Source organism: Bradyrhizobium sp. AT1 (genome assembly GCF_001590795.1).
GTDB lineage: Bacteria > Pseudomonadota > Alphaproteobacteria > Rhizobiales > Xanthobacteraceae > Bradyrhizobium.
In genome coordinates this window covers 2,219,011-2,235,986 of the sequence record NZ_JXDL01000001.1, presented here as the reverse complement: position 1 = coordinate 2,235,986, position 16,976 = coordinate 2,219,011, and the positions used below count along the sequence as shown (strand labels likewise).

At 63.2% G+C, this 16,976-nt stretch carries 16 protein-coding genes; 12 read left to right on the top strand and 4 right to left on the bottom strand.

Annotation, left to right across the window (positions count from 1 at the left end):
- Position 1: 1 nt before the first annotated feature.
- Positions 2 to 262, bottom strand: a complete 261-nt coding sequence (locus SE92_RS34930) for a (2Fe-2S)-binding protein (protein WP_084251790.1) — start codon at positions 260 to 262, stop codon at positions 2 to 4.
- Positions 259 to 1,095, bottom strand: coding sequence for a hypothetical protein (locus SE92_RS10870; protein ID WP_063195692.1), 837 nt, complete (start codon positions 1,093 to 1,095; stop codon positions 259 to 261). Before SE92_RS10870 ends, SE92_RS34930 begins: the two co-directional genes overlap by 4 nt.
- A 302-nt stretch (positions 1,096 to 1,397) precedes the next feature.
- Between SE92_RS10870 and SE92_RS10865 the strand changes: the two genes are divergently transcribed.
- On the top strand, positions 1,398 to 2,237 hold the full coding sequence (locus SE92_RS10865) for an SDR family NAD(P)-dependent oxidoreductase (RefSeq protein ID WP_063195691.1): 840 nt from the start codon (positions 1,398 to 1,400) through the stop codon (positions 2,235 to 2,237).
- On the opposite strand, the gene SE92_RS35775 is transcribed toward SE92_RS10865, so the two are convergent.
- Entirely contained in the window at positions 2,238 to 2,501 is a 264-nt protein-coding gene (locus tag SE92_RS35775) for a hypothetical protein (protein WP_157095315.1), read from the bottom strand. It lies immediately after the preceding gene.
- Here SE92_RS35775 and nifA point away from each other — a divergent pair.
- The 7 genes from nifA (at position 2,493) to SE92_RS10830 (ending at position 9,816) form a co-directional block, all read left to right on the top strand.
- On the top strand, positions 2,493 to 4,229 hold the full coding sequence (gene nifA, locus SE92_RS10860; protein ID WP_063195690.1) for a nif-specific transcriptional activator NifA: 1,737 nt from the start codon (positions 2,493 to 2,495) through the stop codon (positions 4,227 to 4,229). The two genes, SE92_RS35775 and nifA, sit on opposite strands and share 9 nt — an antisense overlap.
- A gap of 98 nt (positions 4,230 to 4,327) precedes the next feature.
- Positions 4,328 to 4,570, top strand: a complete 243-nt coding sequence (locus tag SE92_RS10855) for a 4Fe-4S binding protein (RefSeq protein ID WP_283806763.1) — start codon at positions 4,328 to 4,330, stop codon at positions 4,568 to 4,570.
- A gap of 52 nt (positions 4,571 to 4,622) precedes the next feature.
- Positions 4,623 to 6,119 (top strand): Fe-S cluster assembly protein SufB, encoded by a 1,497-nt coding sequence (sufB, locus tag SE92_RS10850; protein ID WP_063195689.1) that lies wholly within the window; start codon positions 4,623 to 4,625, stop codon positions 6,117 to 6,119.
- Positions 6,120 to 6,153: 34 nt separating this feature from the next.
- A complete protein-coding gene (gene sufC, locus SE92_RS10845; RefSeq protein ID WP_063203459.1) occupies positions 6,154 to 6,912 on the top strand; it encodes a Fe-S cluster assembly ATPase SufC in 759 nt (252 codons plus the stop codon).
- Positions 6,913 to 6,915: 3 nt separating this feature from the next.
- Positions 6,916 to 8,235, top strand: coding sequence for a Fe-S cluster assembly protein SufD (gene sufD / locus SE92_RS10840; protein WP_063195688.1), 1,320 nt, complete (start codon positions 6,916 to 6,918; stop codon positions 8,233 to 8,235).
- Between the two features lie 4 nt (positions 8,236 to 8,239).
- Positions 8,240 to 9,481 carry a cysteine desulfurase gene (locus SE92_RS10835; protein WP_063195687.1) on the top strand — a complete coding sequence of 414 codons (1,242 nt, stop codon included), beginning with the start codon at positions 8,240 to 8,242 and terminating at the stop codon, positions 9,479 to 9,481.
- Complete coding sequence (locus tag SE92_RS10830) at positions 9,478 to 9,816, top strand: nitrogen fixation protein NifZ (protein ID WP_245324539.1); 339 nt, start codon at positions 9,478 to 9,480, stop codon at positions 9,814 to 9,816. Before SE92_RS10835 ends, SE92_RS10830 begins: the two co-directional genes overlap by 4 nt.
- Positions 9,817 to 9,826: 10 nt before the next feature.
- On the opposite strand, the gene SE92_RS10825 is transcribed toward SE92_RS10830, so the two are convergent.
- A complete protein-coding gene (locus SE92_RS10825) occupies positions 9,827 to 10,282 on the bottom strand; it encodes a SufE family protein (protein ID WP_063203457.1) in 456 nt (151 codons plus the stop codon).
- 351 nt (positions 10,283 to 10,633) lie between these two features.
- Between SE92_RS10825 and nifD the strand changes: the two genes are divergently transcribed.
- From nifD to nifN, 4 genes are all read left to right on the top strand, one after another.
- The gene (gene nifD, locus SE92_RS10820; RefSeq protein ID WP_063195686.1) at positions 10,634 to 12,136 is read left to right on the top strand and encodes a nitrogenase molybdenum-iron protein alpha chain; all 1,503 of its coding nucleotides are present in this window, start codon (positions 10,634 to 10,636) and stop codon (positions 12,134 to 12,136) included.
- 84 nt (positions 12,137 to 12,220) lie between these two features.
- Positions 12,221 to 13,780, top strand: coding sequence for a nitrogenase molybdenum-iron protein subunit beta (gene nifK / locus SE92_RS10815; protein WP_063195685.1), 1,560 nt, complete (start codon positions 12,221 to 12,223; stop codon positions 13,778 to 13,780).
- Between the two features lie 119 nt (positions 13,781 to 13,899).
- Positions 13,900 to 15,567, top strand: coding sequence for a nitrogenase iron-molybdenum cofactor biosynthesis protein NifE (gene nifE / locus SE92_RS10810; RefSeq protein ID WP_063195684.1), 1,668 nt, complete (start codon positions 13,900 to 13,902; stop codon positions 15,565 to 15,567).
- A 10-nt stretch (positions 15,568 to 15,577) separates the two neighbouring features.
- Complete coding sequence (gene nifN / locus SE92_RS10805) at positions 15,578 to 16,960, top strand: nitrogenase iron-molybdenum cofactor biosynthesis protein NifN (protein ID WP_063195683.1); 1,383 nt, start codon at positions 15,578 to 15,580, stop codon at positions 16,958 to 16,960.
- Positions 16,961 to 16,976: the final 16 nt, after the last annotated feature.

The window sequence follows — 16,976 nt, the reverse complement described above, 5'->3', positions numbered from 1 at the left end:
TCTACATCCGAGAATCGATCATAGCCAGGACGACTGAGGAGTTCGATATCAGCGTGTCTGCGTTTGGTTGCTTCGTGCATCGCCCTCCACGAGGCGGTAACTCCTCGATGATCCGTCTTACGGATTGCGAGCATCGTCCGCACCTGACGGTGCATCCCAGGCAGTCGTAGACCTGGGCAGGCGAAAACAGTGCATCATCCGTCGCGACAACCGCGCCCCTGATGTCGTGATCGCTGATGATGTTGCAGGAGCAGACGATCATGCCGGATTCCGCTGCGTGGTGCGTCGCGCGGCATGGAGCCTGACGGCGGCGATGGTGGCGTTGGCGATCGCACGGCCGCGCTTGTCCGTTCCGGTCCACTGGGCGTCGCGGCCGCGCGGGTCGATCTCTAGTAACTTGACGCCGGCCGGAACTTCGCTGCCGTCGCGGACGATGCCGCGCAGGATACCGTCCCGCGGCGCGAGCACCGGAACGCCGGAGAGATGGCCGAGGACGAGGTCCCGGTAGACGCGGGCGCCGATCTCGATCGGCGTGTGCCAGCGTCCCGAAAATTGCGAGTAGACGAAGCGCTCCGCGCCGACTTCGCCCAGCGAACTCGCGACGCCGTCGGCCGCGTCCGTCCAGCGCGTGTCGGCAAGGGGCCCGATCTTGCCGGGCCGGGTCTCCACCGCAACGTCGCAATTGGAGGTTGAGGCGAAGCCGGGGCCGAGCCCGATCGTCAGCCGAGCGAGCCGCCTGAGGTCAGGCGTGATCCGGCGCTTCTGCAGACGCGCGTCGATCAGCAGGTCGATGTGGCGGACCGGAAGCAGGTCGAGCAGGCCGAGCCAGGTTACCAGGATCCGCGGCGGCCCGCCCAGTGTCTGATAGACCTGTATGCTATCGTCCACGCGTTCCGCCACGAACTCCTCGAGCCGGGCGGTGTCGGTGTAGAGCGCGTCGTGAAAGGCCATCTTGCGCCGGATCACCGGTGGATCGGGATCGTGCGACAGCACCACACAATATCCTGCGCGGACGAGCTGGATTCCGATCGCGGAGGCGATCTCGTTGGTGCCGAGGATGACAGCAAAGAGTCGTTGGTCGTTCGGCTGAGACATTTGAAACCACGGTTGCAGAGAAATGTGCAGCAAGGCGCGAGCCGGCCCGGAACAGGAAGAGCAAGAGCCGGGCCATTTGGAACGATTGAAAAAGAGCTCTCAACTGCCGATCAACATTCACGAAGCCGTCGCGCGTCCATCTGGTCCGAAAGCGCACGCGAACGTGTTGCAAACCTTCCATCGTGTCGAGAAGCCGACATCAAGCAGGCAAAAGCGCAACGATTGGGTGCGTGGCCCAAATCCTGCAAAGTTGGTCCCGTCGTAATTGTCGGGCGTCCGATCGGACGCAGTGAGGAGCTGACGTGACGCTCGATCTGCTGGATCGCGATGCTGCGCCGGATGGTGCGTCTGCGCTCGACGTTGCCCTGTGCCCGTTTCACGGCGACAAAGCGCGCGCGCCAGGCGGCGAACGGAAGACGCTGGTGCTGACCGGCGCGTCGCGCGGTATCGGCCATGCGACGGGAAAACTGTTTTCCGAGTCCGGCTGGCGGATCATCACCTGCTCCCGGCAGGCCTTCGATGGCGAGCGCTGTCCGTGGGATTCGGGGACGGACAATCATGTGCAGGTCGAATTGAGTGACCAGCGCGCCCTACCGCGCGCGGTCGCCGAGATCAAGGAGCGGCTCGACGGTGGACCACTGCACGCGTTGATCAACAATGCCGGCATTTCGCCCAAGGCCGCCAACGGCTCGCGGCTGAATTCGCTGACGACGCCGGTGGAAACCTGGATGAGCGTTTTCCACGTCAATCTGCTCGCGCCGATCCTGTTCGCGCAGGGTTTGGTGGAGGAATTGAAGCGGGCCACCGGTTCGATCGTCAACGTCACCTCGATCGTAGGTTCGCGGGTACATCCGTTTGCCGGCACCGCCTATGCGACGTCGAAAGCCGCGCTCGCGTGTCTCACCCGCGAGATGGCGCACGATTACGCGCCGTTCGGAATTCGCGTCAATGCGATTGCGCCCGGCGAGATCAAGACCGATATCCTCTCGCCGGAGACCGAGGCCCAACTGGCGCCGATCATCCCGCTGCACCGTGTCGGTACGCCCGACGAGGTCGCCAAGGTGATTTTCTTCCTGTGCTCGGATGCAGCCAGCTACGTCACAGGTGCGGAAGTACCGATCAACGGAGGGCAGCACGTGTGATCAAACGGCAGGCGCCGATCGCAGAAGAAACTTTGCCGATTTGCGCTGGATCAATGCGGTAATCCCACTTTGGCGCGTGACGCCCATTCGGACGGCAAATTCCGCGAAACGGATCACAAAGCGTGCAAGTGCGACGGAATCTTTTTGCAGCGATGCTGACAAGTTGAGCGCGACTCCCGACACGACATGAATCAGAATACGAAAAATTCCAAAGAAGGCCGCCGGGAGGATGTAACAGGCAACGGAGAGTCCGTCATGCTTCACGCTGCTCCCTTGGTTGAACGCTCCCCTGCCGATCGGACCGCGCCGATCGTGCCGCTCAACGAGATCGCGCTGACCGGCATTTTCGAGATTTCCAAGATATTGACGGCGCCGACGCGGCTGGAGACGACGCTCGCCAACGTCGTAAACCTCCTGCAATCGTTTCTCCAGATGCGCCATGGCGTCGTTGCACTGCTCGCCGATGACGGCATTCCCGATCTTGCGGTTGGCGCCGGTTGGAGTGAAGGCAGCGACGAGCGCTACCGGGGGCGGTTGCCGCAAAAGGCGGTCGACCAGATCGTCGCGACCGCCATGCCGCTGGTCGCGGAAAACATCGTCACCCATCCCGCCTTCGGTCCGGCTGATGCGGTGACCCTCGGCGCCTCGGAGACGACGCGAGTGTCGTTCATCGGCGTGCCGATCCGTATCGATGCCAAGGTCGTCGGTACCCTGACGATCGATCGGGTTTGGGACGAGCGGTCGATGTATCGGCTTGATTCCGACGTCCGCCTGCTGACCATGGTCGCCAATCTGATCGGCCAGACCGTGAAGCTACACCGCGTGGTTGCGCAGGACCGCGAGCGGCTGATGCATGAGAGCTATCGGCTTCAGAAGGAGCTGTCCGAGCTCAAGCCCACGCGCGATCGCCGCAGGGTCCACGTCGAAGGCATCATCGGTGACAGCCCGGCACTGCGCGGGCTGCTGGAAAAGATCGCCGTCGTGGCGAAGTCGAACTCGACCGTCTTGCTGCGTGGCGAATCCGGCACCGGCAAGGAGCTGATCGCGAAGGCCATTCACGAATTGTCGCCGCGCGCAAAGCGCCCGTTCGTCAAGATCAACTGCGCGGCTCTGCCGGAGTCGGTGCTGGAATCCGAGCTGTTCGGCCACGAGAAAGGCGCCTTCACAGGCGCGCTGAATTCCCGCAAGGGCAGGTTCGAGCTCGCCGACAAGGGTACCCTCTTCCTCGACGAGATCGGTGAGATCTCGGGCTCGTTCCAGGCCAAGCTCCTTCGGGTGCTGCAGGAGCAGGAGTTCGAGCGGGTCGGCGGCAACCAGACCATCAAGGTCGATGTCCGCGTCATCGCCGCGACCAACCGCAACCTGGAGGAGGCGGTTACGCGCAACGAATTCCGCGCCGATCTCTATTATCGCATCAGCGTCGTTCCGATGATGTTGCCGCCCCTGCGCGAGCGGCGCAGTGATATTCCATTGCTGGCCAACGAGTTTCTGAAGAACTTCAACACCGAGAACGGCCGCGCGCTGAGCTTCGATCGGCACGCGATCGAGGTCCTGATGGGTTGTGGCTTCCCCGGCAACGTGCGCGAGCTCGAGAATTGCGTGCAGCGCACGGCGACACTGGCGCCCGGGCCTGAGATCGTCAGGAACGATTTCGCCTGCTGTCACAGCCAGTGCCTGTCCGCCATGTTATGGAACGGGACGTCCGAGAGCACGCAGCAGCGCTCGCTGCCGATTGTGCCGCTTTCCGTCCTGCCGGCGGCCGCTCAGCGCGAGAGGGCACGCGAAATTCCGACGTCCGTCGAGCCGGCTGCCCCGGGATCCGATGTTGCTCCGGTCTCGTTGGTCGGCAATGTGACCGACCGCGACAGTGTCGTTGCCGCCATGGAGAGGTCGGGTTGGGTTCAGGCCAAGGCCGCTCGCCTGCTCGGTCTGACGCCGCGCCAGATCGGCTACGCGCTGAAGAAGCACGGCATCGAGGTCAAGCGGCTCTGACGGCGACTGTCGCAGATGCGACATGCTGTCGGGGCCACGACAACCGGTTCCGGGCAAATTATCGTTGAGTTTCCAACGCTTCACGATTGGCACGACGCTTGAAGAGAGATGTCCGACGGCATCGCCCATTCAAGGAGTCGAACAACATGGCCTACAAGATCGTCGCCTCGCAATGTACGGTTTGCGGTGCGTGTGAGTTCGAGTGCCCGAACGCCGCGATCAGCCTCAAGCGCGACATGTACGTAATCGATCCGAAGAAGTGCACCGAGTGCGAGGGGCATTTCGACACGGCGCAATGCGCGGTGGTCTGTCCGGTCCCCGACACCTGCATCCCGGCGTGAGGGTGGACCGATGCAGCAGGCTCCGAGGTCAATTGTGCAAGCGAGGCGATAGATGGCGGCAGTCCAGGAGACCATCGAGCGGGTTCGCGGCATCGACGTCGACCAGTATCGTTATGGGTTTGAAACCCTGATCGAGTCCGACAAGGCCCCCAAGGGGTTGTCGGAAGAGACCGTCAAGTTCATCTCCGAGAAGAAGAACGAGCCCGCCTGGATGCTGCAGTGGCGGCTGGAGGCCTATCGGCGCTGGCTGACCATGCAGGAGCCGACCTGGGCCCGCGTCGACTATCCCAAGATCGACTTCCAGGACCTGTATTATTACGCCGCGCCGAAGCCGAAGAAGACGGTCACCTCGCTCGACGAGATCGATCCGGAGATCCTGAAGACCTACGAGAAGCTCGGCATCCCCTTGCGGGAAGTCGCCATGCTCGAGGGCGTCGAGCCCAAGGTGGGCGAGGAAGATCCGGCGCGCCGCAAGATCGCGGTCGATGCGGTCTTCGATTCGGTCTCGGTTGCGACCACCTTCAAGGCGGAGCTGAAGAAGGCAGGCGTGATCTTCATGCCGATCTCGGAAGCGATCCGCGAGCATCCCGAGCTGGTGCAAAAATATCTGGGATCGGTGGTTCCGACCTCCGACAATTTCTATGCGACGTTGAACTCGGCGGTGTTCTCGGACGGCTCGTTCGTCTACGTGCCGCCGGGCGTGCGTTGCCCGATGGAGCTGTCGACCTATTTCCGCATCAACGAGCGCAACACCGGCCAGTTCGAGCGCACGCTGATCATCGCCGACAAGGGCGCCTACGTCTCCTATCTCGAAGGCTGCACCGCGCCGCAGCGCGACGAGAACCAGCTGCATGCGGCCGTGGTCGAGCTCGTCGCCCATGACGATGCCGAGATCAAATATTCGACGGTGCAGAACTGGTACCCGGGCAATTCCGAGGGCAAGGGCGGCATCTACAATTTCGTCACCAAGCGTGGCGACTGCCGCGGCAACAATTCCAAGATCTCCTGGACCCAGGTCGAGACGGGTTCGGCGATCACCTGGAAATATCCGAGCTGCATCCTGCGCGGGGACAATTCCCGTGGCGAGTTCTACTCGATCGCGATCTCGAACGGCTTCCAGCAGGTCGACTCGGGCACCAAGATGATCCATCTCGGCAAGAACACGTCGAGCCGCATCATCTCCAAGGGCATCGCCGCCGGCAAGTCGCAGAACACCTATCGCGGTCTCGTCACCGCGCATCGGAAGGCGACCGGCGCGCGCAACTTCACCGCCTGCGACTCGCTGCTGATCGGCGACAAATGCGGCGCGCACACCGTTCCGTACATCGAGGCCAAGAACTCCTCGGCGACGTTCGAGCACGAGGCGACGACCTCGAAGATCTCCGAGGACGTGCTGTTCTACTGCATCCAGCGCGGCCTCTCCCAGGAAGAGGCGGTCGGCCTCGTCGTCAACGGCTTCGTCAAGGACGTGCTGCAGCAGCTGCCGATGGAATTCGCGGTGGAAGCGCAGAAGCTGATCTCGATCTCGCTTGAAGGAAGTGTCGGATGATGATCGTCGGACCCAGCAAGCAAGGAGAAGTATGATGACGGCGCTCCTGGAGATTCGTGGACTGAAGGCCGAGATCGACGGTCGCCAGATCTTGAACGGGCTCGATCTCACCGTAAACAAGGGCGAGATTCATGCGATCATGGGCCCGAACGGTGCCGGCAAATCGACGCTGTCCTATGTCCTCTCCGGCAAGCCGGGCTACGAGATCACCGGCGGCGAGGTGCTCTTCAACGGTGAGGATCTGCTGGCCATGGATCCCGACGAGCGCGCCGCCAAGGGGCTGTTCCTGGCCTTTCAATATCCGCTCGAAATCCCCGGTGTCGCCACGCTGACATTCCTGCGCACGGCGCTGAATGCCCAACGCAGGAAGCGTGGCGAGGAAGAGCTGTCGTCGCCTGACGTGCTGAAGCGGGTGCGCGAGCTCGCCAAGCAGCTCAACATCGACCCCGAGATGTTGAAGCGCCCGCTCAATGTCGGCTTCTCCGGCGGCGAGAAGAAGCGTAACGAGACGCTGCAGATGGCGCTGCTGGAACCAAAACTCTGCGTGCTGGACGAGACCGATTCCGGCCTCGACATCGACGCGCTACGCATCGTCGCCGACGGCGTCAATCGCCTGCGTGCCTCGGATCGCGGCATGATCGTCATCACGCACTACCAGAGACTGCTCGACTACATTGTACCCGATGTCGTGCACGTGCTGTCGGCAGGCCGCATCGTGAAGACCGGGGGCAAGGAGCTTGCGCTCGAACTGGAAGCGACCGGCTACGCGCAATATCAGAACGAAGCGGCCTGACCCATGAATGCCGAGATCCGCCCCGTGAAGACCGCCGCCGAGATCGGGTTCGCCGATCTGTTCGCGGCCGTACGGCAGAGCTTGCCTGGTGGCCGAGATATCGAGGCTGTCCGGCGCGATGCTTTCGACCGCTTCGTGGCGCAGGGGCTACCGAACTCCCGCGTCGAGGCCTGGAAGTATACCGACCTGCGGCGTTTGGTACGCGATGCCAAGGCGTTGGCGCCGCGCCCCGACGCGGACGCTTGGACCGCTGCCCGCAACGCCGGCGCGGTCTTCGCCGGCCTCGACTTGCGCCGGCTCCTGATCGTCGACGGCGCCTTCGTGCCGGAACTCTCCGATCTTGCCGGTCTCGAATCCGGGGTCAGGATTCGCGCGACCGCCGAGGCGCTGAGCGCGGACGAGATGGTTCTACCGCTCGAGATGGCCGGGACCGATCCGGCCGCAGCGCTCAACACCGCACTCGCCGCCGACGGCGTCGTGATCACAGTTGCCGCTGATGTCGCCGTCGAACGGGCGATCCATCTTGTCTTTGTGACGACCGGCACCGTGCCCGCCGCGATGTTCACTCGATCGCGACTGGAGCTCGGCAGCGCGGCCGCGCTCACGTTGGTCGAGACGCATGAAGGCCCGGATCAATCCGACTATCAGGTCAACGCGGCGTTGCAAATCAACATCGCTGACAAGGCTCGCCTCGACCACATCAAGATCACCGGTGAAGGTACGGCGGCGCTGCATATCGCCACGCTGGAGGCCTCGATTGGAGCCGGCGCGGACTACCGCGAATTCGGCTTCGCGGCCGGCGGCGCGGTGGTGCGCAACCAGATCTTCCTGAAGGTCGCGGGCGAGGGGACCACAGCCAGCGTGCATCAGGCCAGTCTCCTCTCCGGCCGCCAGCACGCCGATACCACGCTCGTCCTGGACCACGTCGCCGCCGGGTCGCAGAGCCGCGAAGTGTTCAAGGCCGTGGTCGACGACGAGGCGCGGGCCGTGTTCCAGGGCAGGATCACCGTGCGACCGGGCGCGCAGCAGACCGATGCCAGGATGATGGCGCGGGCCCTGCTCCTGTCGGACGAGGCTGTCGCCAATTGCAAACCCGAGCTCGAGATATTCGCAGACGACGTCCAGTGCGGCCACGGCACCACCACCGGCGCGCTGGACGACCAGTTGAAATTCTATCTGATGGCGCGCGGCATTCCGGAAAGGGAAGCCGAAGCGCTGCTGATCCAGGCTTTCATCGGCGAGGTGATCGACGCGGTCGTGCGCGAAGATCTGCGCGAGGCGCTGTCCCGGGCGATGTTCGCCTGGCTCAAGGGACGGGAATGATCCCATGCATCCGGCGGTGAGTAACGGCAGCTATGACGTCAACCGCGTCCGCCAGGATTTCCCGATCCTGTCGATGCAGGTGCACGGCAAGAACCTGGTCTATCTCGACAACGCGGCCTCGGCGCAGAAGCCGAACGCTGTGCTCGATCGGCTGACGCAGGCCTATGCCAGCGAATATGCCAATGTGCATCGCGGCCTGCACTACCTCGCCAATGCCGCAACGGAGGCCTATGAGGGCGCGCGCGACAAGGTCGCGAGATTCCTCAATGCGGAGCGGCGCGAGGAGGTGATCTTCACCCGCGGCGCCACCGAGGCGATCAATCTGGTGGCCCAGACGTTCGGCCGTGAAAGGATCGGCGCGGGCGACGAGATCGTGCTCTCGATCATGGAGCACCATTCCAACATCGTGCCCTGGCACTTCCTGCGGGAACGGCAGGGCGCGGTGATCAGATGGGCGCCGGTCGACGACGACGGCAATTTCCTGATCGACGAGTTCGCGAAGCTGCTGAACGCGCGGACCAGGCTGGTCGCGATCACCCAGATGTCGAACGTGCTGGGCAGCGTCGTTCCGGTCAAGGAGGTCATTGGCCTGGCTCATGCGCGCGGCATTCCCGTCCTGGTCGACGGCTCGCAAGCCGCCGTCCACATGGACGTCGACGTCCGCGATCTCGACTGCGACTTCTACGTCATCACCGGCCACAAGCTGTACGGACCGACCGGCATCGGCGCGCTCTATGGCAAGTACCAGCATCTGGCGACCATGTCCCCGTTCAATGGCGGCGGCGAGATGATCCGCGAGGTCTCGTGCGAGACTGTCACCTATGGCGAGCCGCCGCACCGTTTCGAGGCGGGAACCCCGCCGATCGTGCAGGCCATCGGCCTCGGCGCCGCGGTCGACTATGTCCAGTCGATCGGCAAGGAACGAATCCGCAGACATGAGCGCAGCCTGCTGACCTATGCCCAGGAGCGGCTGCGCGGGATCAATTCATTGCGGATCATCGGGACGGCCGCCGACAAGGGTGCGCTCGTGTCGTTCGAGATGAAGAACGCGCACGCCCACGACTTCGCAACCGTGATCGACCGGTCCGGCGTGGCGGTGCGCGCCGGGACCCATTGCGCGATGCCGCTGCTCGACCGCTTCGGCGTCACCGCGACCTGCCGCGCCTCGTTCGCGCTCTACAACACCTTGGAGGAAGTCGATGCTCTGGCCGAGGCCTTGGTCAAGGCCCAGGAGCTGTTCTCATGAGCGATCGGATTGCCGCAAGACAGCGGCCCGTGGCTCGTATCGTCTGCGACGCCCGTCGCCGCCGGACGGTGCGCAACATGGAGCGGCGCTTCACCGGGGAGTTCGCGTCTGGCGAGCCGGTCCGCGCTACCGCCGTGATCAGGAACGACGGCATGTATCCGCACAAGGACGTCGGCGAGCCGCTGGTGCATCCGGGCGATACCGGTGTCGTCCGCGAGAGCTGGCGTTTCCTCGGCGAGATCTACTACACGGTCGAGTTCGTGGCCCGGTCGGTGTTCGTCATCATGCGAGGCCACGAAATGGTGCGAATGGGGACCGCCTTCGACGCTGCCTGACGCACTGCCGTCATGACACGGCTTCAGCCAGCGCCGCGGTCGCGTCCGCCCGCATCCGCGACACCATCGACCGGAAGCCGTTCGAGCGCTGTGGCGTCAGGTGCTCGCCGAGCCCGAGGCGCTCGAACAAGGCGAGGGGATCTTCGCCGGCGATCTCCTGCGCGGATCTCCCCGACAGGAGGGCGATCAGGATCGCGACCAAGCCGCGGACGATGTGAGCATCGCTGTCGCCGGCAAAGCTGAGGAGCGGCCGTCCGTCCCGGTGCCCGACGGTGGTCGCCAGCCAGACCTGGCTGACGCAGCCCTGCACCTTGTTGGCGTCAGTGCGCTGGTCGTCCGGAAACGGCGCCAGCTTGCGCCCGAGCTCGATGACGTAACGATAGCGGTCGTCCCATTCATCGAGCAGTGAGAAGTTCTCGATGATGTCGTCGATCGGCGTTGGCGGAGATCTGGTTTCAAGCGGCATGATCGCCTCGTTTGGTTGGTGAGGCGCATCAAGCAAGCTCCGTACCGCAGCGGGGTCGGTGCTTTCGGCAAGAAAATCCAAGTCCGATGGCGCCGCCGACAGCGCGCATTGTTTCGTTTCGAACAGGCCTCCGTTCAAGCGCATGTCGGCATGATGCGATGTCGGGTTTGCAACAATCGCGAGCGTCAACGCTATCCTTCTTCAATCGCTACGTTTTCTGCCTTCGGAAGACGCTGGCACACTCGTTGCAAAAGTCCCTGTGCAAGGCGACCTCGCGGAAAGAGATCGCGAGAGCGGCGCGCCGGTTGAGGCGTCCAATCGTTCACACAGGGATAACCGAGGGATATTCGCATGAGCCTAGCAACCACCCAGAGCGTTGCAGAGATCAAGGCCCGCAACAAGCAACTGATCGACGAGGTCTTGAAGGTCTATCCGGAGAAGACCGCCAAGCGCCGTGCCAAGCATCTCAACGTGCACGAGGCCGGCAAGTCCGATTGCGGCGTCAAGTCGAATCTGAAGTCCATCCCCGGCGTGATGACCATTCGCGGCTGCGCCTATGCCGGCTCCAAGGGCGTCGTGTGGGGGCCGATCAAGGACATGATCCACATCAGCCACGGCCCGGTCGGCTGCGGCCAATATTCCTGGGCCGCCCGGCGCAACTACTACATCGGCACGACCGGCATCGATACCTTCGTCACCATGCAGTTCACCTCCGACTTCCAGGAGAAGGACATCGTGTTCGGCGGCGACAAGAAGCTCGCCAAGATCATCGACGAGATCCAGGAGTTGTTCCCGCTCAACCACGGCATCACCATCCAGTCGGAATGCCCGATCGGACTGATTGGCGACGATATCGAAGCGGTCTCGAAAGTGAAGTCCAAGGAGTATGACGGCAAGACCATCGTTCCGGTCCGCTGCGAAGGCTTCCGCGGCGTCTCGCAGTCGCTTGGTCACCACATCGCCAACGACGCCGTTCGTGACTGGATCTTCGACAAGGTTAATCCGGAGGCCAAGCCGGCGTTCGAATCCACGCCCTATGACGTCGCGATCATCGGCGACTACAACATTGGTGGCGACGCATGGTCCTCGCGCATCCTGCTCGAGGAGATGGGCTTGCGCGTGATCGCGCAATGGTCGGGTGACGGCAGCCTCGCGGAGCTGGAAGCGACACCCAAGGCGAAGCTCAACGTCCTGCACTGCTACCGCTCGATGAACTACATCTCCCGCCACATGGAAGAGAAGTTCGGCATTCCCTGGTGCGAGTACAACTTCTTCGGCCCCTCCAAGATCGCGGAATCTCTGCGCAAGATCGCCAGCTTCTTCGACGACAAGATCAAGGAAGGCGCCGAACGCGTCATCGCGAAGTACCAGCCGCTGATGGATGCGGTGATCGCCAAGTATCGCCCCCGCCTCGAAGGCAAGACGGTGATGCTGTTCGTCGGGGGCTTGCGTCCGCGCCACGTCATCGGTGCGTACGAAGACCTCGGCATGGAAGTCGTCGGCACCGGCTACGAGTTCGGCCACAACGACGATTACCAGCGCACCGCCCAGCACTACGTCAAGGACGGCACGCTGATCTATGACGACGTTACCGGCTATGAGTTCGAGCGCTTCGTCGAGAAGATCCAGCCCGATCTCGTCGGCTCCGGCATCAAGGAAAAGTACGTCTTCCAGAAGATGGGCGTGCCGTTCCGGCAGATGCACTCCTGGGACTATTCCGGCCCCTATCACGGCTATGACGGGTTCGCGATCTTCGCCCGCGACATGGACATGGCGATCAATTCCCCGATCTGGAAGAAGACCAGGGCACCCTGGAAGGATGCCCCGCGGCCGAGCCTGATGGCGGCTGAATAGCAGAGGCGACGTCGGCTCTTCCCGAACCACGGGAAGAGCCGAACGACAGGCGATCGAACACGACATCCAAACGAAGGTGCCAAGATGACACAGAATGCCGAACACGTGCTCGATCATTTCGAGCTGTTCCGGGGTCCCGAATACCAGCAGATGCTGGCCAACAAGAAGACGCTGTTCGAGAATCCGCACGACCCGGCGGAAGTCGAACGCATCCGCGAATGGGCCAAGACGCCCGAATATCGCGAGAAGAACTTTGCTCGCGAGGCCCTGACCGTCAATCCCGCCAAGGCCTGCCAGCCTCTCGGCGCCGTGTTCGTGGCGGTCGGCTTCGAGGGCACGCTGCCCTTCGTGCACGGCTCGCAGGGCTGCGTCGCCTATTACCGCAGCCATCTCTCGCGCCACTTCAAGGAACCGAGCTCCTGCGTTTCCTCGTCGATGACGGAAGACGCGGCGGTGTTCGGCGGCCTGAACAACATGATCGACGGGCTTGCCAACACCTACAATATGTACAAGCCGAAGATGATCGCGGTCTCGACCACCTGCATGGCCGAGGTGATCGGCGACGATCTCAACGCCTTCATCAAGACCGCAAAGGAGAAGGGCTCGGTTCCGGCCGAGTACGACGTTCCCTTCGCCCATACGCCGGCCTTCGTCGGCAGCCATGTGACCGGCTACGACAACGCGCTCAAGGGCATTCTGGATCATTTCTGGGATGGCAAGGCCGGTACCGCACCGAAGCTCGAGCGCAAGGAGAACGGCAAGATCAATTTCATCGGCGGCTTCGACGGCTACACCGTCGGCAACATCCGCGAGATGAAGCGCATCTTCGAGCTGATGGGGATCGAGTACACGATCCTGGCGGACAACAGCGACGTGTTCGACACCCCGACCGACGGCGAGTTCCGCATGTATGACGGCGGCACCACGCTGGAAGACGCCGCGAACGCGATCCATGCCAAGGCGACCATTTCCATGCAGCAATATTGCACGGAGAAGACGTTGCCCTTCATCGCGAACCACGGCCAGGAGGTTGCGGCTTTCAACCACCCGGTCGGCGTCAGCGCCACCGACGAGCTCCTGATGACGCTGTCGCGGATCACCGGCAAGCCGATTGCGAAGGCTCTGGAGCAGGAGCGCGGCCGCCTGGTCGATGCCATGGCCGATTCCAGTGCGCATATCCATGGCAAGAAGTTCGCGATCTACGGCGATCCGGACCTCTGCTACGGGCTTGCGGCATTCCTGCTTGAGCTCGGCGCCGAGCCGACGCACGTGCTCTCCACCAACGGCAGCAAAGCCTGGGCGGAGAAGATGCAGGCGCTGTTCGACAGCTCGCCGTTCGGCAAGAATTGCCATGCGTATCCGGGCAAGGATCTCTGGCACATGCGTTCGCTGCTGTTCACCGAGCCGGTCGATTTCCTGATCGGCAACACTTACGGCAAGTATCTGGAGCGCGACACCGGCACGCCGCTGATCCGCATTGGTTTCCCGGTGTTCGATCGCCATCACCACCACCGCTATCCGGTGTGGGGCTATCAGGGCGGCATGAACGTTCTGGTCAAGATTCTCGACAAGATCTTCGACGAGATCGACAAGAACACCAACGTGCCGGCCAAGACCGATTACAGCTTCGATATCATCCGCTGAGGCGGCGAGAACGATCCGCCGCCGCCCGAGGCAATCGGCGGCGGCGGCAAGTCTAGCCAAAATGATCGAGATTGCGGGGCACGGCGCTCGCGCAACGGGTCAGTGGATAGGAGAGACGAATGACTTCGCTGTCGGCCACCATCCAGGATGTCTTCAACGAGCCGGGTTGCGGCAAGAACGCCAACAAGACGGAGGCCGAGCGCAAGAAGGGCTGCACCAAGCAGCTGCAGCCGGGCGGTGCCGCTGGAGGCTGCGCCTTCGACGGCGCCAAGATCGCGCTCCAACCCTTCACCGACGTCGCCCATCTCGTCCATGGCCCGATCGCCTGCGAGGGAAATTCCTGGGACAACCGCGGTTCGGCATCATCCGGCTCCGATCTCTGGCGCAGGAGCTTCACCACCGACATGAACGAGACCGACATCGTGTTCGGCGGCGAGAAGCGGCTCTACAAGGCGATCAAGGAGGTCATCGAGAAGTACGATCCGCCGGCGATCTTCGTCTACCAGACCTGCGTTCCCGCCATGATCGGCGACGATATCAATGCCGTTTGCAAGGCTGCCGCGACGAAGTTCGGCAAGCCGGTCATTCCCGTCAATTCACCAGGCTTCGTCGGTCCGAAGAACCTCGGCAACAAGCTCGCAGGCGAAGCGCTGCTCGAGCACGTGATCGGCACCGAGGAGCCCGACTACACCACGCCCTACGACATCAATATCATCGGCGAGTACAATCTCTCGGGCGAGTTCTGGCAGATCAAGCCGCTGCTCGACGAGCTCGGCATCCGCATCCTCTCCTGTATCTCGGGCGACGGCAAATACCGCGAGCTGGCCTATTCGCACCGCGCCAAGGCCGCGATGATGGTGTGCTCCAAGGCAATGATCAACGTCGCCCGCAAGATGGAGGAGCGCTACGGCATTCCGTTTTTCGAGGGCTCGTTCTACGGAATCCAGGATTCCAGCGATTCGCTGCGCGAGATCGCGCGGATGCTGATCGAGCGCGGCGCGCCGGCGGAGCTGATGGAGCGCACCGAGGCGGTGATCGCGCGCGAGGAGGCCAAGGCTTGGGCTGCGATCGAACGCTTCAAGCCGCGCTTCAAGGACAAGAAAGTGCTGCTGATCACCGGCGGCGTCAAATCCTGGTCGGTGGTCGCAGCACTCCAGGAGGCGGGGCTCGAAATCGTCGGCACCTCCGTCAAGAAGTCCACCAAGGAGGACAAGGAGCGGATCAAGGAGCTGATGGGCCAGGACGCCCACATGATCGAGGACATGACGCCGCGCGAGATGTACAAGATGCTGAAGGACGCGCGAGCCGACATCATGCTGTCCGGCGGCAAGTCGCAGTTCGTCGCGCTGAAGGCAGCGATGCCGTGGCTCGACATCAACCAGGAGCGCAGCCACGGCTATATGGGCTACATCGGCATGGTCGAGCTGATGGAGGAGATCGACAAGGCGCTCTACAATCCGATGTGGGCGCAGCTCCGAAGGCCGGCGCCGTGGGATGACGCCGGCGCCAATTGGCAGACCAAGGCGATGGCGCAGATGGACGCGCAGGCGGCCGAGATCGCGGCCGATCCGGCCCGTGCCGAGGAGACGCGCCGCGCCAAGAAGATCTGTTTCTGCAAGACCGTCGAGCTCGGCGCCATCGAGGATGCCATTGCCGCGCACGGTCTCACCACGGTCGACGGAGTGAAGGAACGGACCAACGCCTCCGGCGGCTGCGGCGCCTGCAAGGGGCGGATAGAGGACATTCTGGCCGCGCAGCCGACTCCGGTTCTTCAGGCAGCGGAGTAGGGCGCTCGTCATGGCGATCGTCACCACGTCCAAAAAGGCCTGTTCGGTCAATCCGCTCAAGATGAGCCAGCCGATCGGCGGCTCCTTCGCTTTCATGGGCTTGCGCGGCGCGATGCCGTTGCTGCATGGCTCGCAGGGCTGCACCTCGTTCGGGCTGACGCTGTTCGTGCGGCATTTCAAGGAAGCCGTGCCGATGCAGACCACCGCGATGAGCGAGGTCGCGACCGTGCTCGGCGGCTACGAGAACGTCGAACAGGCGATCCTCAACATCTACAACCGCACCAAGCCCGAGATCATCGGCATCAATTCCACCGGCGTCACCGAGACCAAGGGCGACGACGTCGAGGGCTTCATCCGCCTGATCCGGCAGAAGCATCCGCAGCTGGAAAAGTTCCCGCTGGTCTACGTCTCCACGCCCGACTTCAAGGGCGCCTTCCAGGACGGCTGGGAGAAGACCGTGGCGCGCATGGTCGAGGTGCTGGTCGATCCGGTCGAGGCGGGGACCGTGCGCGATCCCGTACGCGTCAACGTGCTACCGGGCTGTCACCTCACGCCCGGCGACCTCGACGAACTGCGTACGATCATCGAGGATTTCGGGCTCAAGCCGTCCTTCCTGCCGGATCTCGCCGGCTCGCTCGACGGCCATATCCCTGACGAGTTCACGCCGACCACGATCGGCGGCATCGGCGTCGACGAGATCGCCACCATGGGACAGGCGGCCTGGACGATCGCGATCGGCGCGCAGATGGAGCGCGCGGCGGAGGCCATGCAGGAGCGGACCGGCGTGCCGTTCCGGCTGTTCGAGCGGCTCTGCGGCCTGATCCCCAATGACGAGTTCATCGTGTTCCTGAGCGAGATCAGCGGGCGGCCGGTGCCTGTGAAGTACCGCCGTCAGCGCGGCCAGCTTGCGGACGCGATGCTGGACGCGCATTTCCACATCGGCGGCCGCAAGCTCGCGATCGGCGCCGAGCCCGATCTGCTGTTCGACCTGTCGAGCATGTTGCACGAGATGGGCGCCGAGGTCGCGGCCGCGGTGACCACCACGGCCTCGCCCGTGCTGGAGCGCGTCAAGACCCATGAGGTCCTGATCGGCGATCTCGAGGATCTCGAGGAACTTGCGAAGGCACGTGACTGCGACCTGCTGATCACCCATTCGCACGGTCGCCAGGCGGCCTCCCGCCTGAAGATCCCGTTCTATCGTGCGGGTTTCCCGATGTTCGACCGCCTCGGTGCCGGGCATCTGATGTCGGTGGGCTACCGCGGCACCCGCGACCTGGTGTTCGACCTCGCCAATCTCGTCATCGCCGACCGCGAAAACAATCATCAGCCGACGCCTGATACCTGGCGGAACACCGGGGCCGGCCTTCAGGTCGTCCCGCCTCAACTGCATTAAGCGAAGAAGAGGGATC